Origin of the sequence: Parapedobacter tibetensis (genome assembly GCF_024704835.1) — a bacterium.
In the GTDB taxonomy this organism is placed as follows: domain Bacteria; phylum Bacteroidota; class Bacteroidia; order Sphingobacteriales; family Sphingobacteriaceae; genus Parapedobacter; species Parapedobacter tibetensis.
In genome coordinates this window covers 51,996-70,142 of record NZ_JAMXBE010000012.1, presented here as the reverse complement: position 1 = coordinate 70,142, position 18,147 = coordinate 51,996, and the positions used below count along the sequence as shown (strand labels likewise).

The 18,147-nt window shown below is 43.6% G+C and carries 17 protein-coding genes; 12 read left to right on the top strand and 5 right to left on the bottom strand.

The features are described from left to right. Nucleotides 1–146 precede the first annotated feature (146 nt). Nucleotides 147–2,087 carry a polysaccharide biosynthesis protein gene (locus NF543_RS17890; RefSeq protein WP_257669548.1) on the top strand — a complete coding sequence of 647 codons (1,941 nt, stop codon included), beginning with the start codon at nucleotides 147–149 and terminating at the stop codon, nucleotides 2,085–2,087. Nucleotides 2,088–2,128: 41 nt separating this feature from the next. Here NF543_RS17890 and NF543_RS17885 read toward each other — a convergent pair whose 3' ends face one another. Beyond that, nucleotides 2,129–3,175 carry a 3-oxoacyl-ACP synthase III family protein gene (locus NF543_RS17885; RefSeq protein WP_257669547.1) on the bottom strand — a complete coding sequence of 349 codons (1,047 nt, stop codon included), beginning with the start codon at nucleotides 3,173–3,175 and terminating at the stop codon, nucleotides 2,129–2,131. A gap of 73 nt (nucleotides 3,176–3,248) precedes the next feature. On the opposite strand from NF543_RS17885, the gene NF543_RS17880 reads away from it, so the two are divergent. Both NF543_RS17880 and NF543_RS17875 read left to right on the top strand, forming a co-directional pair. Next, nucleotides 3,249–3,530, top strand: coding sequence for an ATP-dependent Clp protease adaptor ClpS (locus tag NF543_RS17880; protein WP_257669546.1), 282 nt, complete (start codon nucleotides 3,249–3,251; stop codon nucleotides 3,528–3,530). Between the two features lie 136 nt (nucleotides 3,531–3,666). Continuing rightward, a complete protein-coding gene (locus NF543_RS17875; RefSeq protein WP_257669545.1) occupies nucleotides 3,667–6,144 on the top strand; it encodes a TonB-dependent receptor in 2,478 nt (825 codons plus the stop codon). 24 nt (nucleotides 6,145–6,168) lie between these two features. On the opposite strand, the gene NF543_RS17870 is transcribed toward NF543_RS17875, so the two are convergent. Together NF543_RS17870 and NF543_RS17865 are read right to left on the bottom strand one after the other, a co-directional pair. Beyond that, complete coding sequence (locus NF543_RS17870; protein ID WP_257669544.1) at nucleotides 6,169–6,870, bottom strand: YjjG family noncanonical pyrimidine nucleotidase; 702 nt, start codon at nucleotides 6,868–6,870, stop codon at nucleotides 6,169–6,171. Between the two features lie 95 nt (nucleotides 6,871–6,965). Then, nucleotides 6,966–7,964, bottom strand: a complete 999-nt coding sequence (locus tag NF543_RS17865) for a glycoside hydrolase family 5 protein (protein WP_257669543.1) — start codon at nucleotides 7,962–7,964, stop codon at nucleotides 6,966–6,968. Between the two features lie 259 nt (nucleotides 7,965–8,223). Here NF543_RS17865 and NF543_RS17860 point away from each other — a divergent pair, with 259 nt between their 5' ends. Genes NF543_RS17860 through NF543_RS17840 form a run of 5 tightly spaced genes read left to right on the top strand, consistent with a single transcriptional unit; the run spans nucleotide 8,224 to nucleotide 11,940 of the window. Next, nucleotides 8,224–9,105 (top strand): sensor histidine kinase, encoded by an 882-nt coding sequence (locus NF543_RS17860; protein WP_257669542.1) that lies wholly within the window; start codon nucleotides 8,224–8,226, stop codon nucleotides 9,103–9,105. Continuing rightward, on the top strand, nucleotides 9,092–9,802 hold the full coding sequence (locus NF543_RS17855) for a response regulator transcription factor (RefSeq protein ID WP_257669541.1): 711 nt from the start codon (nucleotides 9,092–9,094) through the stop codon (nucleotides 9,800–9,802). Before NF543_RS17860 ends, NF543_RS17855 begins: the two co-directional genes overlap by 14 nt. Nucleotides 9,803–9,804: 2 nt before the next feature. Continuing rightward, nucleotides 9,805–10,326: a hypothetical protein gene (locus tag NF543_RS17850; RefSeq protein ID WP_257669540.1), complete on the top strand. Its 522-nt coding sequence runs from the start codon at nucleotides 9,805–9,807 to the stop codon at nucleotides 10,324–10,326. Next, entirely contained in the window at nucleotides 10,323–11,360 is a 1,038-nt protein-coding gene (gene hemE / locus NF543_RS17845; RefSeq protein ID WP_257669539.1) for a uroporphyrinogen decarboxylase, read from the top strand. The genes NF543_RS17850 and hemE overlap by 4 nt, the downstream gene beginning before the upstream one ends. Nucleotides 11,361–11,394: 34 nt before the next feature. Further along, nucleotides 11,395–11,940, top strand: a complete 546-nt coding sequence (locus NF543_RS17840) for a CopD family protein (RefSeq protein WP_257669538.1) — start codon at nucleotides 11,395–11,397, stop codon at nucleotides 11,938–11,940. 45 nt (nucleotides 11,941–11,985) lie between these two features. Here NF543_RS17840 and NF543_RS17835 read toward each other — a convergent pair whose 3' ends face one another. Next, the gene (locus tag NF543_RS17835) at nucleotides 11,986–12,219 is read right to left on the bottom strand and encodes a hypothetical protein (protein WP_257669537.1); all 234 of its coding nucleotides are present in this window, start codon (nucleotides 12,217–12,219) and stop codon (nucleotides 11,986–11,988) included. 63 nt (nucleotides 12,220–12,282) lie between these two features. On the opposite strand from NF543_RS17835, the gene NF543_RS17830 reads away from it, so the two are divergent. Beyond that, on the top strand, nucleotides 12,283–12,444 hold the full coding sequence (locus NF543_RS17830) for a hypothetical protein (RefSeq protein ID WP_257669536.1): 162 nt from the start codon (nucleotides 12,283–12,285) through the stop codon (nucleotides 12,442–12,444). Between the two features lie 211 nt (nucleotides 12,445–12,655). On the opposite strand, the gene NF543_RS17825 is transcribed toward NF543_RS17830, so the two are convergent. Next, nucleotides 12,656–14,083, bottom strand: a complete 1,428-nt coding sequence (locus NF543_RS17825; RefSeq protein ID WP_257669535.1) for an NAD-dependent succinate-semialdehyde dehydrogenase — start codon at nucleotides 14,081–14,083, stop codon at nucleotides 12,656–12,658. Between the two features lie 288 nt (nucleotides 14,084–14,371). On the opposite strand from NF543_RS17825, the gene NF543_RS17820 reads away from it, so the two are divergent. The 3 genes from NF543_RS17820 to wecB are packed head-to-tail and all read left to right on the top strand — an operon-like array spanning nucleotide 14,372 to nucleotide 18,145. Continuing rightward, nucleotides 14,372–15,829, top strand: coding sequence for a flippase (locus tag NF543_RS17820; protein ID WP_257669534.1), 1,458 nt, complete (start codon nucleotides 14,372–14,374; stop codon nucleotides 15,827–15,829). Between the two features lie 59 nt (nucleotides 15,830–15,888). Continuing rightward, on the top strand, nucleotides 15,889–16,968 hold the full coding sequence (locus tag NF543_RS17815; RefSeq protein WP_257669533.1) for a glycosyltransferase WbsX family protein: 1,080 nt from the start codon (nucleotides 15,889–15,891) through the stop codon (nucleotides 16,966–16,968). A gap of 52 nt (nucleotides 16,969–17,020) precedes the next feature. Next, nucleotides 17,021–18,145: a non-hydrolyzing UDP-N-acetylglucosamine 2-epimerase gene (gene wecB / locus NF543_RS17810; RefSeq protein WP_257669532.1), complete on the top strand. Its 1,125-nt coding sequence runs from the start codon at nucleotides 17,021–17,023 to the stop codon at nucleotides 18,143–18,145. The last annotated feature ends 2 nt before the right edge of the window (nucleotides 18,146–18,147 follow it).

Sequence of the window (18,147 nt, the reverse complement as noted above, 5' to 3'; positions counted from 1 at the left end):
TTGGCAGGGTTATTGAGTAATTGAGTGTGAGATGTGCTGAGTTGAATTATTGGTCAATAATTCATTATTATTGTACATATTGTAGCAAGAGGAGGGGTGTTTTCGGTTAACCAATCAGGATGGGAGAGCTACATTAAAACCCATACATGAAAAAATTAATACTTCGCTTCAAAACTGTACCTCGCTGGGCAATTTTGTTGCTGGACTTACTGATATTGACTTGGTCTTTTTCCTTATCTTATTTTATTGCTAATCAATTTAATTTCAATGACATCATTCGAGGTCATTTCTTTATAAGCACGGCCTTATATAGTGGTATTGCATTGCCGGTGTTTTTTTTGATGCGGATACATACTGGATTGATTAGGTATTCGGATACACGGGATATGCTGAAGATATTTTCAGCCATGCTCATCACCACGTTAACCTATATGGTGGCCATTTATTTAGTATTGAAACCTCTTTTGGAGATTACGGCCTCGGAAATGATTTTGGTGATGCTGATTAACTTTTTCATTGCGATATCTTTCCTCATCATGCTCCGTATCGTCGTGAAAAGCGTTTATTTCATGTTAATGAGGAAGATACGTGACGTTGACACGGTGAGGGTATTGATTTATGGAGCGGATCAAAATGCCATCATGGCCAAACAGGCCTTGGAAAACAGCACGGAATCCAAATTTATCATTATAGGTTTTATCGATACAGGCAGAAGTAAGCTAAATAGCTACATCGAACGGAAGAAGGTCTATCATGTGAAGGATCTCGCCGTCTTGAATGATAAGTATTCGATAGACCAGATGATTTTCGTGAAGGATCATTTGGGCCACCGGGATAAAAAGGTCATCGTAGAACGTTGTTTAAGGTTGGGTATCAAGGTGCTTACCGTTCCGCCAGTTACGGAATGGGCGTCGGGAAGATTGAAATTGCAACAAATAAAAACCCTTCGTATCGAGGATTTGCTACAACGTGCGCCCATTAAGATCAATAACGACCAGATTTGCGATGACCTTTGTGGTAAACGTATCCTGATCACGGGTGCCGCGGGATCCATTGGTTCCGAAATCGTGCGCCAGGTACTGCGTTATGATCCCCAGATGCTTATCTTATGTGACCAAGCGGAGTCGCCGATGCATGAAATCCAATTGGAAATCGAAGAAAAATTCCCAGAAAGCAATGTGGTTGTAGCCATCGCGGATATTCGCAACCTGGAACGGATGCATCAAATATTCAACGATTATCGGCCTGAACTGGTGTACCATGCCGCGGCGTATAAGCATGTGCCCATGATGGAGAAAAACCCTGGTGAAGCGGTAAGCACCAATATAGGCGGAACAAAGAATATAGCAGATCTATCTATCCTTTTTGGCGCCAAGAAGTTTGTGATGATATCTACGGATAAAGCAGTAAACCCGACTAATGTGATGGGTGCTTCAAAGCGCATCGCCGAGATCTATACGCAAAGCCTTGATGAAATACAATCTATTCAACTGGTGGATGCAGCTACTGGAACGAGCAAATTGATGAAGGGGACGCGTTTCATCACCACCCGGTTTGGCAATGTGTTGGGTTCAAATGGGTCCGTGATACCGCGTTTCAGTTCACAAATTGAAAAAGGCGGCCCCATCACGGTAACGCACCCCGAAATCACTCGGTATTTTATGACCATACCCGAAGCTGTGCAGCTAGTATTGGAAGCGGGTACGATGGGCAATGGTGGCGAAATTTATGTGTTTGATATGGGTAAACCTGTGAAAATTGTTGATTTGGCTAAAAAAATGATCCAACTCGCGGGACTCAAACCAGAAAAGGACATCGAAATCATTTATACCGGTCTACGAAGCGGAGAAAAACTGTATGAAGAATTACTGAGTGATGGCGAAAAAGTGCTGCCTACCCATCACGACAAAATCAACATCGCTCGGGTCAATCCGGTGGACCATGAACATGCAAAACGTATTATTTATGAATTGCTTGCTTTGAATGAACGGAGAAACAGCAGTGGTATGGTTCGAAAAATGAAAGAGATTGTCCCCGAATTTCTCAGCAAGAATTCTCCCTTTGAAGCGCTTGATTCGGTGGGGTAAACGGCTGACATCCGATAACTGACAGCCAATAGCTTAATAAATCACCACCTAATCAATGCACTTGCCCAAGTAAATCCTGAGCCAAAAGCAGCGAGGCAGATCAAATTACCATCCTTAATTCTCCCCGCCTCCCAAGCCTCACATAATGCAATCGGAACCGATGCTGCGGTGGTATTTCCGTATTTTTGGATATTATTGAACACTTGATTATCATCCAAGCCTAGTAGCTTCTGCACATATTGGCTGATGCGAAAATTAGCCTGATGAGGTATGAGCAGATCAATATCTTGTTCCGTAAAACTGTGTGTCGATAATGCTTCCTTGATGACTTCCGGAAATTTTACGATCGCTTTTTTGAATACGGCGGGCCCATCCATGTAGGGTAGTGCGGCCCCACTTTCCAATTGTTCCGTAGTAAGAAAGAGCCCTCCCAACTCCTGATCTGGGAAGGGCGGTTTATCCTTCATCCATTTGTTGGCATGAGCACCGGGATAATACATGGCCAATATTTCAGCATCGGCACCATCGCTATGGAGATGGGTGCTTAAGATGCCCTTTCCCTTTTCTTGAGTAGGTTGGAGTACAACTGCACCCGCGCCATCACCGAAAATGACCGACATATTACGGCTGCGTGTCTCAAAATCCATGGCAAATGAGTGCTTTTCACTTCCCACTACCAAAATGTTTTTGTACATACCCGTTTTAATGAACTGATCAGCCACGGATAATGCGTATACAAAGCCCGAACATTGGTTACGTACATCCAATGCACCTATTTCATGCATACCCATTTCACGTTGCAGCAATACCCCACAACCTGGAAAATAATAATCGGGGCTTAATGTGGCAAATACGATGAAATCAATATCCTGAGCCGTAGTCTTCGCCCGCTCAATGGCTATTTTAGCGGCTTCGATGGCCATTGTGGTGGTAGTTTCCGCATAACGATCCGCAAAACGGCGTTCCTGTATGCCAGTGCGCTCCTGTATCCATTCATCACTCGTATCCATGAAACGGGTTAAATCGTGATTGGTATAGACGTTCTTGGGAACGTAATACCCTATGCCAGCTATTTTTGATTGGTACATGTATGTCAATCTTTTATAGGTTTATAACATGCAATTGTACGGAAATTTTATAAAAAGAAGTAATTTTGTCTTTATGACCATCGAAACGCAAGAAGAAACCTTTACACTGGACGAAGTATTGTCCGCTATTACGCCCAGTCACAAGCTTATTCTCTGGAATGATGATACCAACACATTTGAGCATGTGATTAGTTGTTTGATGAAACATTTGCAATACACTGAACCCGAAGCTGAAAAAATCGCATGGAAAGTACATACGGATGGCAAATGCGCTGTATTGGAAGGAAGCTACACCGAGGTGGATGTGTACCGAAAAATACTCAAATCAGAAGGATTGACGGTGAGCGTGGAGTAGGGGTGATCCCATACGTAACAATGTAATCGAAGCAGTTCCCAAGCTGTAATAATGCGGTTACTATAGGTGTATGGTTACGATAAAAGCACAATCTTTGTGGCAGAATATTCAGATACTATTTTATTAGATAGACAAAATGGACTTTGCGCGTAACATAAGGATTGGATGGATTTTTTTAATCGTTATTTTTATTTTACCCTTAGGTGTGGCTGCACAGGAGGGGAATGCAAAAGTATCGGGTGTAGTCATTGATGAGGCATCAAAGGAGCCAGTGGGCTTTGCCAGTGCAACCTTATTGAAGCAAGACTCAGAAAATTATATCAACGGAATGCAAACGGCAGCGGATGGTAAAATCTTATTTACTGATGTCGCTCCAGGGACATACATGGTGCGGGTCACTTATGTAGGGTATGAAGACCTTCTAAAGGAAAATATTGTCGTCGAAGCGGGGAAGGATGTAGATTTGGGCGGCATTTTATTGAAGTCATCCGGCGAGTTGCTGGAAGAGGTGGTGGTTGAAGGTACTCCACCCGCCATGCAATTAGGGATAGACCGCAAAATTTTCAATGTGGCGCAAAGCACCATCAGTGTAGGGGGCACGGCTACGGATCTGCTTGCCAATGTGCCTTCGCTACAGGTTGATATGGATGGAACGGTGAGTTTACGTGGATCCAGTAGCGTGCGCATACTGATCAATGGCCGTGAGTCGGCGATGGCGGGTAGTGATATCACGCAGTTTCTACAATCGCTACCGGCAAATTCTGTTGAACGTATTGAAGTAATAACCAATCCGTCTTCAAGGTACGATGCTGAGGGGCAGTCGGGCATCATCGATATTATCCTCAAGAAAAATACCCGCTCAGGACTTAATGGTGCAATCAATGCCTCAGGAGGCTCGTATAATAATTATATGGCGGGCTTAAACCTGAATTTCCGGGATGAAAAATTCAACTACTTTGGCAGCTATACATTTAACCGCCGGAATATGGTGGGCAATGGGGTGAATAATACGGAATTATTGACCAATAATAGCCTTACAAATAATGTGAGTGAAAGTGAACGATTAGGGCTTAACCATGGTGTGCAATTAGGGCTGGACTATTATTGGGGAGAAAAAACCGTGATTGGCTTATCCGGTAACCTCAGCTTGCGGGGTAATGAACGGAATGAAGATTTATTTTATAATTATCTTAACCACTCTTCCTTATCGGGTACCAGCACACGGTTGTCAAGGCAGGATGAGGATGACCTTGGTTTTGACCTTAACCTTGATATAAGGCGTAGCTTACGTAATGACGGGGAGCAATTGATTGCTAACGTAGCTTTTGGCAAAGATAGCGAAGAGGGGATCAATACGTTTAATCAGGATTATTCCCAACCTCCGGGGGGGGAATATGAGCGGATGCGGATTAATGACACGGAAGAAGATGGGCGAAATCTCAACCTCCAATTGGATTATGTGAGGCCTTTTAGTGAAAATCATAAGTTTGAAGCGGGATACCGCTCCATCATTAGGTCAAGCCAGGATTATCAATATTCCCAGTCCGACTCCACTGGGGGAGGATTGTTGCCCGATTACAGCGTGAGTAATGATTTTGACATGACCAGCACCGTGCATGCCCTTTATACCAATTACCAGAATAAATTGACTGATAAGCTTGGGTTTCAAGTCGGGTTGCGGGCGGAGCAAGCTTATTTGGATACGGAATTGGGCTTACTTACCCCCGGCCTTCCGGAAAATGAACAGCAGATAGAAGGAAAACTTGATTATTTCAGAATTTATCCCAGTGTTTTTTTAACACAGGAGTTTGGTAATGAAAATCAGTTGCAATTGAGTTACACACGCAGGGTAAGCAGGCCCAGGGGTTGGCAGGTCAATCCGTTTGTGGATGTATCCGATAATTTGAACCGCCGCCAAGGGAACCCCAATCTCCTGCCTGAAGACATTCATTCGTTTGAACTGGGATATACCAAGACCTGGAGTTCACTTATACTTACATCGTCCATCTATCACCGGATTGTCAATGATGTGGTACAACCCATTATCATTGAGGTCGATGAAAATACGGGGGTCACGTTGATGCAATGGCAAAACATTAGTCGCAATGAGGCCACGGGGTTTGAGTTGATATCCAAGATTGATTTTTCCAAAAAATGGGATGTTATGGCCAATGTGAACGCCTTTCAAACCCGTTTCAGAGGTAGTGAAGCTTTTGGGATAGCACCATCCGAGGGATTCAGTTGGAATGCAAATGCAACAACCAATTACCGTTTTACATCGACCCTTTCGGCCCAAGCACGTTTCGATTATCAGGCCCCCCGTATCATGGCGCAGGGAAAGGGTATCGAAACCTTTGTTGTTGATGCGGGTGTGAAACTGGATGTTTTGAATAAAAAGGGAAGCATTATGTTTAATGTACGGGATTTGCTTAACCAGCGTAGGTGGGGCGGATATACGGTTTCAAACAATGTATACCGTTATTTTGAGAGTCGCTGGATGCGTAGAATGTTCATGTTGTCATTCAATTACCGCTTTGGGCAGCAAGATTTCCAGGACAAGGATAAACGCCGGAAGCAGGATATGGATGATTTCAATGGGGGTGAAGAATTTTAGGTTGGTCTAATAGCCAACCTAACCTCAGAATAAAGATTTCAATTCTTCTAATGCCGATATACTTTTCCTGACATCCGAGGGTATCTCGGCTTTATTGGGATTGAAATAAATCGCATCCATGCCTATATTCTGGGCTCCGCGGATATCTGCCTCTAGGCTATCACCTACCATCACACTCTGGGGAATCTCCGTTTTGGCATTAGCGATGGCATAATGGAAAATTTGGGGATGAGGTTTATGAACACCCACCGTCTCGGAAATCACGATCGTAGCGAAATATTTTTTCAGATCACATCGGGTCATCTTGATCTCGGCTGCATCGCCAAAGCCGTTCGAGATAAGATGCAGGGTATATTTTTCCTGCAAATAGCCAAGTGTTTCATGCGCGTAGGGAAATAGATTAGTCTTTTGTGGACATAACCGCAAATAATCCGTTTCAAAAGCTATTGGAAATAATTTGGGATCTACACCCAATTCGATGAACGTATCCGCAAAACGGGCCTCCCGCAATTCGGATTTGTTTATTTTGCCATGGTGGTACAGTGCCCATAGGCGCTGGTTATTCCTGTTGTATGTTTCAATGAATACATCTGCAGCGCCAATGCCGATACCATGGAAGTGATAGGTGTCAAACAGCTCCATCAATGTTTCTTCCGCATTTTTTTCGAAATCCCAGATGGTGTGGTCCAAATCAAAGAAAATGTCCTTTTTGAGGGTGTTATGCATAGGACAAACTTAGATAAACGGCCGTTTATATGCAAGTTTATTCACTAACGCTAACCTTTAATGGTGTTCATGATTGCTTCGCAATTATCGGTCTTTCATCTGTCGTTTAGTTTTCTAAGCTGCTCACGGATATACGTTCCGGCTTCAGTCAAATGCCCCGTGCCCCAATTGCCCATTGTTGGCGCATCGGGAAGGAGGATGGCAGTAGTTTCCTTTTTGTCTGTTAGATTCCAATTTGCCCAGCTCAGTTGCCGTTCTTCCATCCAAGTCATCCAGCTGTCCGTTTTCTCCCGGTCAAACATGCCATCTCCATCGGACTCACCGACACCCCATTCGGTAACAAACAATGGAATCCCCAGCTCCAGAGCCGTATTGGCCTTATGCCGTAGATTTTCTTGATGATAGGGGTCGCTAGCATAGAAGTGAAGGGAGTAAGCAATATTGGTATAATCCGTTATGGGGTCTTGTGCGGCTATGTCTACATCTTGATCCCAATGAGGGGTGCCTACGACAATCAGGTTGTCGGGGTCATATTTTCGAATTTCCTCGATGACTTCCAGTGCATATGCTTTGATGACGGACCATGTTTGTCTTTCGGGCTCGTTCCAGATTTCGTAGATGATATTCGGCGTGCCGGCATATAGTTGGGCCATTTGCGTAAAGAAAGCCTTGGCTTGTTCTCTGTTTCTGTCAGCATGGTGGTCGTGCCAGTCGATAATTACATAAATACCCAGTTTGATAGCGCGGTCTGCCACTTTGCACATCAGTGCCGTCTGCTCTTCGGGTTTTTGTAGATAGCCTTCCTTAGGTTCAATAGCCATCGATTGCCGAATGAGTGAAACCTTGAAATCATCAACCAACCAATCGACCACATCATTATTGTAATATTTCTTGCCCTCCCATATACTCCAAGAGAAGCTGATGCCACGTAATTGCGGCGATACCCCATATTGGTTGATGATGCGATTGCCCGCAGTTTGCAAGGAACCATGTTTTTGCACAGGAGTAAGGGCTTCTTGGGCACTAAGCTGATAAGTGAAAGTAAGCATGACGATTGCCAATATTTGGCAAATGAAAGAATCTATGGTATTCATCGCGGTTACAGTTTATTTCATCATAAAGTTTGTTCTTTAAAGGCCTCATGGCAGCGGTTGCGATTCTTTTAAAAAACCCCTGGTAGTAGGGAGTAAATATATGCATTTCGCTTATTTTCTTACTCACAGTAAGGGAAATGAAAAATCAAAAAAAAGCGATTAGCGATCAAAATCTCACGTCTCAGTCATATTGTCATCTATTATTTGCTTTTAATCCTTGTAAATCGATACTTTTGTGGTTGCTATTCAGGAGTTTGGTATGCGGAAACCGTTGGTGTTATTTTATTTTCTTGTTTTTTATGCAACTGCACAACTGGTTTGGTGGGGAGTATTGCTCATTGAGTCCCAGCCACACCGGAAAGTGATGATCATTGGTGAAGGCATATTTTTTATGCTCATCTTTGTGGTTGGGGCGCTCAAATTAAAAAAGGCGTTCGTGCGTGAGCACAAGATACAACAACAGCAACAAAATTTCCTTTTGGCTGTTACTCATGAACTTAAGTCGCCACTTGCTTCCATTAAATTGGCTATCCAAACCATCCTAAAACGCAACCTGAACAAGGAGCAGCAAGCGCAATTCCTTTCCAATTCGCTCAAAGACATTGAGCGTTTGGATGATTTGGTAGGGAATGTGTTGATTGCGACTAAATTGGAAAACGCACGGCGCAATTTCCCCAAGGAAGATATCAACTTGACCGAACTGGTTCAACATGTTGCAGGACGGCTGCAGATTCATTCGTGTACCTCACAAATCATTAAGACTGAACTGGCTCCCGATATCCATATTGAAGGCGATAGGTTTGCCTTGACCAATGTCGTGACTAATTTGATTGAAAATGCCGTCAAATATTCACCCCCATGCGCTCATGTATTTGTAAAACTAGCGGAGGATAATGGCAGTGTCTCCTTTTCAGTGGCCGACCATGGGATAGGGATTCATGAAGATGACAAGAAGCGTATATTTAATAAATTTTACCGGATAGGCAACGAAGACACACGGAAAACAAAGGGCACTGGTCTGGGTTTATATATCGTTAAGACTGTTTTGGAAAAACACCGCGCACAAATAAAGGTGAAAGATAATACCCCATCAGGGAGTATTTTTGAAGTAATATTTAACAACTATTATGCAACAAGCTAAGCAACGGATTTTATTGGTAGAGGACGAAGAGCACCTTTTGGAAGCGATTAAGTTGAATCTAGAGTTAGAAGGTTACCGGGTATCCACGGCCACTGATGGCAAAAAAGCCTTGAAGGTATTTAAAGAAGAGCGGTTCAACTTGGTGATATTGGACGTCATGATTCCGGAAATCGATGGGTTTCAAGTGGCAGAAACGATACGCCTGCAAAATACGGCAGTGCCCATTATGTTCCTTACCGCCAAAAATAGTAGTGAAGACCGTATTACTGGGCTCAAAAAAGGAGCCGATGATTATTTGGTAAAGCCGTTCAACCTTGAGGAGTTGATTCTACGCGTAGGGATATTGGTGCGAAGGGGGATGAAAGGGGACGATCTGAAGGAACTCAATTCCTACCAAATAGGTGATAAAACCATTTACTTCAACTCCTATGAATTACACCATGCTGACGGTACGGTGACCTCACTGACCAAGAAGGAAACGATGTTGCTCAAATTGCTCATCGAGCGACGAAATGAAGCCGTTTCTCGTGAGCAGATTTTGGAGACCGTATGGAATTACGATGTGTATCCTTCCACACGGACCATCGATAATTTTATCCTGACATTCAGAAAATACTTCGAACCCGATCAAAAACATCCGGTATATTTCCACTCCATCCGTGGTGTAGGTTATAAATTCACGGACAACCCACAGTAACCATGATGACTTCAAAGGCACGCGCCGTGGTATTGGTGCTTGCATTTATTTTGTCGCTTTGGGCTGTATATGCCCAAGCCTATGAGGTAGCCGTAATGATTGCAGGGGGGATGGGATATTTGGTATGGAGCCATTTTCGTGAAGGAACCGTATTCATTGCCACACAGGCTTTCCAACGCAAGGATTTTGAAAAGGCAAAACGGTTATTGACGGATATCAAAAACCCCAAATATTTGCGTAAGAGGCGACGTAATTACTATGAATTTATGAGTGGGAATCTGGCGTTGAAGGAAGAAGATTACGAGGCCGCGGAGCGACATTTCCAAATCGCTTCACTATTGCCCTTCCGGCGACCCAATGACAAGGCTATTATTTTGGTAAACTTGGCCAATATCAACCTGCGAAAGAGAGATTTCGAACGGGTAAGAGGTTACATAGCCGTTGCGCGTAATTTGGAAGTGACCTCCCGTATAGCGCAGATAATCAATAGAATAGAAAACGAAATACCCAAAGACGAACAGTGACTAAGCAACTACAGAACAACTTATTGATAAACGCGGCATTTTCGCAGCAGACCGAACGCCCGCCCGTATGGATGATGCGTCAGGCTGGGCGTTTCATGAAGGAATACTGGGATATCAAGAATAGATATTCTTTCCTTGAAATGTGTAAAACCCCTGAAATCGCGGCTGATGTGACGATGCTTCCCGTGGATTTGCTGGGGGTAGACGCCGCCATTCTGTTTTCGGATATTTTGGTGACTGCCGAGGCAATGGGAGGGCAACTGAGCTTTGAACAAGGTGTAGGGCCTCGTTTTGCAAACCCCATTCGGAATATGGCTGATGCGGAGGCATTGCAAACCGACGTGGTAGAAAACCTGCATTATGTGGGTGATGCGATTAAAGTTGTCCAGCAACGATTGCAAGGGAGCATTCCATTGGTAGGCTTTGCGGGCGCTCCATTTACGGTGCTGAGTTACTTGGTAGAGGGAGGATCATCCAAAGATTTCAAGCGCACGAAGCTATTGCTCCATAATGAGCCTGAACTTGCCCATTTTATTCTCCAAAAGATTGCAGATGTCACCGTCGGCTACCTCAATTTGCAGATAGCGGCGGGAGTGGATGCCTTACAGTTATTCGATAGTTGGGCACAGGCCTTGTCTTGGGACGATTATAGAACGTTCTCACACCAATACAATGCGCAGATCATTTCCAAGCTTAATCGCAAGGGTGTGCCCGTGATTTCCTTTTGCAAGGGAAGTTCGGTGTTCGCCCCATTGATGGCCGAAGCCAAACCGGATGTGGTGTCTGTAGACTGGAATGCGGATTTGAGGAATGTCAAAGACAACTTGCCGCAAGGGGTGGCTGTACAGGGCAATTTGGATCCGTTTGTATTATATGCCGACAAAAAAGTAATCAAGGAAAAAATACTGCATTTGTTTGAACGTATGCGCGGGCAAGATGGTTTCATTTTTAACCTGGGGCATGGGATCATGCCTGATATCCCGTTTGATAACGTGAAATATGCGATTGAGGTGGTGAAGGATTTTAGATTTTAGAGTTACGATTTTAGATTTTCTATCAAGCCGATAAATGGTTTATCTTTATGCCAAAGCTATACACATTATCTTCGTCATCACGTGGATGGCCGGATTGTTTTATATGGTACGGCTATTCATCTACCATAGCGAGGCTAGGCGGCGGGCGGTGGTGGAATACCAAGTCTTGCACCGCCAATTCATGGTGATGGAAAGTAGGTTGTGGTGGATTATCACCACGCCTTCCATGTATCTCACGGTGATTGCGGGTTTGGTCATGCTCTATATCGCGCCGACGCTACTTCAGGCAGGTTGGATGCACGTGAAGCTGGCTTTTGTGCTGGGCCTGATTGCCTACCATTTCGTCTGCCAGCGGATCATGTTCCGGCTTAAACGTGAAGCGTCTGTGTGGTCATCAACGCGTTTGCGCATGTGGAACGAACTGGCTACCCTATTGTTGTTCGCGATCGTCTTTACCGTGGTGCTCAAAAGCGCCATTAATTGGATATATGGGGTGCTTGGGCTGTTGCTGTTTGCCCTGACCTTGATGATGGCTGTGAAGTTGTACAAGAAATTTAGGGGGCGGAAAAACCTGAATTAAATAAAACAGCACGAATGGGTTCATCATAAAACCTTCAAACCCCATTTAGGATTCCACGGACACCGTTTGATAGCCAGTAGACCCGATATGGGGTTCACCAAAAACCATGGGATGGCTATTAGCCCCTAAACGGTGGGCAATAGGCCCGATATGGGATTCATTGCAAGCCATATGGTGGCTATTAGCCCCTATACGGTGGCCAATAGACCCGGTATAGTGTTCACTGTAAACCGTGCAGTGGGCTGTCAGCCCCTGAACGGTGGCCAATAGACCCGGCATGGTGTTCACTGTAAACCGTGCGGTGGGCTGTCAGCCCCTATACGGTGGCCAATAGACCCCGACATGGTGTCTACTGCAAACTATTGGGGGGCTATTAGCCCCTTGACGATGGCCAATAGACCCGGGATGGTGTTCACTGCAAACCGTGCGGTGGCTGTTAGCCCCTATACGGTGGCCAACAGATCCGATACGGGGTTCAACCAAAAACCATATGGTGGTTATTAGCCTCTAAACGGTGGCCAATAGGCCCGATATGGGATTCATCGTCAACCCATGTGGTGACCATTGGAGCCTAAACGGTGCCCGCCAGTTCCTGTATGGTTTCCGTGAGCAACCATATGGGTGTTTATATACCTTTGGGATAGACAGCTAACCGGATATTTTCTTAAATTTAGCTGATAATATATTAACAGAATTATTCGCCTACTCAAATAAACTACTCAAAACAAAGGTATTTCAATTCAGTGTATTCATCGAGCCCATGCTTTGATCCTTCGCGCCCCATACCGGATTGCTTGATACCGCCAAAGGGTGCCACAGCATTGGAGAGCAGTCCGGTGTTGATGCCCACCATCCCGGCTTCGATTTGTTCAGCTACACGCCAACATCGATTCACCCCGTTGCTATAAAAATAAGCCGCTAAGCCGAACTCCGTGTCATTGGCCATAGCGATACCTTCTTCCTCCTTTTTGAAACGGAATAAGGCGCATACAGGGCCGAACGTTTCTTCTTGTGCGACTAGCGCCTTTACGTCTACATCGGCCAAAACGGTGGGCTGGTAGAAAAAGCCCGATTTTGCCTTGCCACCAGTTAGCAGCTTCGCACCCCTATCAAGGGCATCTGTTACATGCGCTTTTACTTTGTCCACCCCATCCTGATTAATGAGTGGCCCTACCTGGACACCATCATCGAGGCCGTTGCCTACGTTGAGTTTCTTCACGGCAGTTGTAAGCTTCTTGGCAAAGGCGTCGAATATCCCATCCTGTACCAAAAAGCGATTGACGGACACACAGGTTTGTCCAGAATTTCGGAACTTGCCTATGATAGCCCCTTTCACGGCTGCATCAATGTCGGCATCGTCAAAGACAAGGAAGGGGGCATTACCTCCTAGCTCCAAGGAAACCTTCTTGATGGTCCCTGCCGCCTGTTGCATCAGGGATCTACCCACCTCGGTGGAGCCGGTGAATGATATTTTTCGGATTTTGTCGTTGGTGGCCAATTCCTGTCCGATACCCTTGCTGTCCTTACCGGTAATGACATTGAAAACCCCTGGAGGAAATCCGGATTGATGCGCCATAAGGGCCAAGGCCAATGCTGTGAGTGGGGTTTGTGAGGCAGGGCGAAGCACCACCGTGCAGCCTGCAGCCAATGCAGGGGCTACTTTGCGGGTAATCATGGCCAAGGGAAAGTTCCATGGCGTGATGGCCGAAACTACGCCAACAGCTTGACGGATGGTGAGCAGACGCTGCCCCATTTTAGGAGCAGGTATGGTTTCACCATAGGCGCGTTTCGCTTCTTCGGCAAACCACTCCACGAAAGATGCGCCGTAGTCCACTTCCTTTAGACTTTCGGCTAAGGGTTTTCCGCTTTCAAGCGTCATGATATGGGCTAATTCATTCTTTGCATCCATGATGCGCCTGAACCATTCCATGATGAGATTGCTTCGTTTGAATGCCTCAAGATCTCGCCAGCCCGGCCAGGCGGCGTACGCATGATCTATCGCCTTACGGCAATCAGCCACGGTGAGATCCGCTACTGAGGCAATCACTTTGTGCGTGGCCGGGTTGATAACATCGAAGGATTGCGTCCCTTTGATCCATTTGCCGTTGATGTAGGATTTGTCAGTGATTAGTGTATTGCTCATGTTGAAAAATAATAGATAAATGGGAGTGTTAATAAATTAAACACGCGATAAGCTTAATGGTTTTTTGTTACATATTTTGTCATTACTCATTTATTATGCGGATTAATTTTGTGATGTTCTCGTGAAACTGATAAATTTCTTCTTGTTCTTCAATAATATGGATTTCTTGTGAATATTCTATACTTATGGATTAATTGATAGTAGTGTTTGCTTTACCGATATAATCATATTAGCTTTAACCGATTTTTATCAATCTGTAAGATAGAATAACTCACAGTTTAGAAGTAAATGAGCGATATTAAAAGAAATTACTTTTACAATGTATTGGTTAATATTTTTAATACCGTTACACCTTTAGTGAGCTTTCCCTATATCAGTAGAATACTAATGCCTGATGGAGTAGGGAAGGCGCAATTCCTGCTTAGCTTTGCGCAATATTTCGTGGTACTGGCCTCTTTGGGAATCCCTTTGTACGGAATAAGGGAAATAGCTAAGGCGAGACATAATAGATTATCCTTATCAAAGACTTTTCTGGAAATTTTCATAATAAATATCCTATCATCTGTACTCATATCGTTTGTTTATTTGCTGGTTGTTTTCAATTATCAGCCATTTACTATTGAATATCCTTCTTTTTTATTAGTGGGGCTATTGGTTTTTCTCAGTTTCATGAATACTGATTGGTTCTATTCGGGATTAGAGCAATTTAAGCAAATTTCCTTGAGGTCTATGATTGTGAAAATTCTATCGCTAATAGGCCTTTTTCTGTTTGTGAAAACCAAAGCGGATTTGTGGATTTATTTATCTATTGCAGTGTCGTCGTTTTTGGGCAACCAACTTTGGAATGTTTGGATGCTAAAGAAACATGTTGTTTTCTCGTTCCATGGACTAAGGATATATCAACACGTTCGGCCTATTATGCTTAATTTCGGAGTCCTATTTGCTATAAGCATTTATACGGTACTTGATACAATTTTATTGGGTTTGTTGGCCAATGACGCAAGCGTTGGATACTATTCTGCAGCTGTCAAGATAAGCAAGGTTATCATTCCCATCATTACTGCCTTAGGGGTGGTTTTGTTGCCAAGATTATCCATTGCAATGAGTCAAAATAACCAAGAAGAAGTCCAATATCTGGCTGAGAAATCCTTTTGGTATATCAATATGCTGGCAATTCCAGCATTTTTGGGGTTGTTTGTCTTTGCTGATGAGTTTATTTGGCTTATTAGTGGCCCGGCATTTGGAGAATCGATTCTTCCTATGAAAATATTGTCTCCATTAGTATTAATTATTGGCTTAGCCCATTTCTTTGCTTTTCAGATATTAATTCCTGCAAAGAAGGAAAAGCAATATTTATTTGCCGTAGTGGTGGGAGGGGGATGCTGTCTTGTTTTGAATATATTGCTGGTGCCTCATTATCAAGCGGTGGGTGCAGCTATCGCAAATTTAGTCACGGAATTGGTCATTACCGTGATTTCCGTTCTCTTTGTTAAGCGATTTTTTAGAATAGATTTGACGTGGGGGAAATTCATGTTTAAGGTATTTTATGTTGCCATTCTTTTTAGTTTGATAGCAATGGCTTGCCGGATAGTAAGCACCAATGCTTTTATTATATTGGCACTAGGTATACCTCTGTGCGGGATTTTATACTTTTGTACGGTATTTTTTCTTGAGAGGGATCAATATCTGAAAGATTTATTAGCGATTCAACGTCAAAAATGGTTTAGTTCTCATAAATTAAAGTGAGGTAGATCTAGTCGAATACATGTAATGAATTGCACCTCCATAATAGACTTAGCTGTTATATGATTAGATTAATTGCTTATTATCTACCTCAGTTCCATCCGATAGCTGAAAACAATCTGTGGCATGGTATGGGCTTTACTGAATGGACGAATGTTGGCAAAGCCAAACCCCTGTTTAGAGGTCACTATCAACCCAGGGTTCCTACAGATTTAGGGTATTATGATTTACGTTTGTCTTCCACTAGAATTCAACAGGCCGAAATGGCGGCAAGACATGGTATCGAAGGGTTTTGCTATTGGCACTATTGGTTTGGTAACGGGAGAAGGTTGCTGGAGACACCATTCAATGAGGTGCTGAAATCAGGTGACCCATCGTTTCCTTTCTGCTTAGCCTGGGCTAATGAAACATGGAGGGGTATTTGGCATGGAGTTTCAAAAGGCAAAACACTCATTGAGCAAGTGTATCCGGGCACACAAGATTATATTGATCATTTTAATGCGCTATTGCCTGCTTTCCAGGATTCCAGGTATATTAAAATCGACGGAAAGCCTATCTTTACTATATATGTGCCTTTTGACATCCCCGATTGTAAGATAATGTTTGATATATGGAACGATTTGGCAGTGAAAAATGGTTTAAAGGGGATGTATTTTATTGGGCACACCACGCATAAGGAGAAATTACCAACGTTATATTCCTTGGGATTTGATGCGGTGAATTTGCTACGCCTCTATGATATAAAGGAGGCAAATGCACCCTCTTTATTTGATAAGGTATTGCATAAATCACATATAAAATACCATAATATATTTCCCTATTCCAAAGCCATGCAGTATTTTACCGGAGAAGAAGATTCCCAGGAACGATGCTATCCAACCCTTATTCCTAATTGGGATCACTCGCCAAGGAGTGGGATCAATGGGTATATTTTGACAGATTCTACACCTACATTGTTTCGTAAGCATATCAGGCAAACGTTTGATGCTATCAAAGGTAAACCGGCGGACCAACAGGTGGTTTTTATAAAATCATGGAATGAATGGGGCGAGGGTAATTATTTAGAGCCTGACTTGAAATTTGGACGAGCATATCTTGAAGTACTGGCCGATGAGGTCTCAAAATATAATAGTAATCCATAGTTTTTGTAGTGATTATATGTGCTGCTTAACTAAATCGTCGTGATCTTGAAATATGAATAAAATCCTGATAGTATTTGGCACAAGGCCTGAAGCCATAAAAATGGCCCCGCTGGTGAAAGCACTTAAAGATAATGGCTCATTTGAAGCGAAGGTATGCGTGACAGCCCAGCATCGTGAACTATTGGATCAGATTTTGCATTTTTTTGAGATTAGACCCGACTATGACCTCAATCTGATGCGTGATAATCAACGTCTATCCGGACTTTCTGCCAATGTGATCGAGGGTATGAGCACCATCTTGAACGAGTTTAAACCCGATTTGGTATTGGTCCATGGGGATACCACCACTTCCACGTTTGCAGCATTAGCCGCATATTATGCCCAGATTCCGGTCGGTCATGTAGAGGCTGGTTTACGAACTTATGATAGATACGCCCCTTTTCCAGAGGAAATTAATAGGCAGTTGACAGCCAGAATTGCAAGCCTGCATTTCGCGCCCACTAAAATGGCTGGAGCCAACCTGCTCAACGAACATATTGACGGTGAACACATTTTTATAACGGGTAATACGGTAATAGATGCCTTGTATTGGGCAAAAGATAAACTTAATGATTATCATGATGATGAAATTAATTTCCTAAAGTCTAAGCTTTCCCCTGAAAAGCGATTAATTGTAGTGACTGCACATCGCCGTGAGAATTTTGGCCAAGGGATTATTGATATTTGCTTTGCACTAAAATATCTTGCTGAAACGGAAGATGTGGAAATTGTATTCCCAGTACATCCCAACCCGAATGTACAAAAACCGATAAATGAGCTTTTGGGTCAACTAAAAAATGTCAGATTGGTGAAACCATTAGGTTATCCAGCTTTTACCTGGCTGATGCTTCGGGCCTATATGGTCATTACGGACAGTGGTGGTGTACAGGAGGAAGCACCGGGATTAGGCAAACCTGTATTGGTTATGCGCAAGGTTTCCGAACGCCCTGAAGCTATTATTGCTGGAACAGTAAAATTAGTGGGTACGGATACCCAAAAAATTATTCAGGAAGCTTCCTTATTATTGCATGATAAACATGCCTACAAGGCAATGTCAACTAGTGAAAATCCTTATGGTGATGGAAAAAGCGCCGAGCGAATTGTGGAAATACTAAAGAATCATTTGTTTCAATTTTAGTA

What these genes read in the sequence shown, in the direction of transcription:
- NF543_RS17890 (WP_257669548.1), top strand. Translation starts at nt 147, where the DNA reads ATGAAAAAATTAATACTTCGCTTCAAAACTGTACCTCGCTGGGCAATT.
- NF543_RS17885 (WP_257669547.1), bottom strand. Translation starts at nt 3,175, where the DNA reads ATGTACCAATCAAAAATAGCTGGCATAGGGTATTACGTTCCCAAGAAC.
- NF543_RS17880 (WP_257669546.1), top strand. Translation starts at nt 3,249, where the DNA reads ATGACCATCGAAACGCAAGAAGAAACCTTTACACTGGACGAAGTATTG.
- NF543_RS17875 (WP_257669545.1), top strand. Translation starts at nt 3,667, where the DNA reads ATGGACTTTGCGCGTAACATAAGGATTGGATGGATTTTTTTAATCGTT.
- NF543_RS17870 (WP_257669544.1), bottom strand. Translation starts at nt 6,870, where the DNA reads ATGCATAACACCCTCAAAAAGGACATTTTCTTTGATTTGGACCACACC.
- NF543_RS17865 (WP_257669543.1), bottom strand. Translation starts at nt 7,964, where the DNA reads ATGAATACCATAGATTCTTTCATTTGCCAAATATTGGCAATCGTCATG.
- NF543_RS17860 (WP_257669542.1), top strand. Translation starts at nt 8,224, where the DNA reads ATGCGGAAACCGTTGGTGTTATTTTATTTTCTTGTTTTTTATGCAACT.
- NF543_RS17855 (WP_257669541.1), top strand. Translation starts at nt 9,092, where the DNA reads ATGCAACAAGCTAAGCAACGGATTTTATTGGTAGAGGACGAAGAGCAC.
- NF543_RS17850 (WP_257669540.1), top strand. Translation starts at nt 9,805, where the DNA reads ATGATGACTTCAAAGGCACGCGCCGTGGTATTGGTGCTTGCATTTATT.
- NF543_RS17840 (WP_257669538.1), top strand. Translation starts at nt 11,395, where the DNA reads ATGGTTTATCTTTATGCCAAAGCTATACACATTATCTTCGTCATCACG.
- NF543_RS17835 (WP_257669537.1), bottom strand. Translation starts at nt 12,219, where the DNA reads ATGCCGGGTCTATTGGCCACCGTTCAGGGGCTGACAGCCCACTGCACG.
- NF543_RS17830 (WP_257669536.1), top strand. Translation starts at nt 12,283, where the DNA reads ATGGTGTCTACTGCAAACTATTGGGGGGCTATTAGCCCCTTGACGATG.
- NF543_RS17825 (WP_257669535.1), bottom strand. Translation starts at nt 14,083, where the DNA reads ATGAGCAATACACTAATCACTGACAAATCCTACATCAACGGCAAATGG.
- NF543_RS17820 (WP_257669534.1), top strand. Translation starts at nt 14,372, where the DNA reads ATGAGCGATATTAAAAGAAATTACTTTTACAATGTATTGGTTAATATT.
- NF543_RS17815 (WP_257669533.1), top strand. Translation starts at nt 15,889, where the DNA reads ATGATTAGATTAATTGCTTATTATCTACCTCAGTTCCATCCGATAGCT.
- wecB (WP_257669532.1), top strand. Translation starts at nt 17,021, where the DNA reads ATGAATAAAATCCTGATAGTATTTGGCACAAGGCCTGAAGCCATAAAA.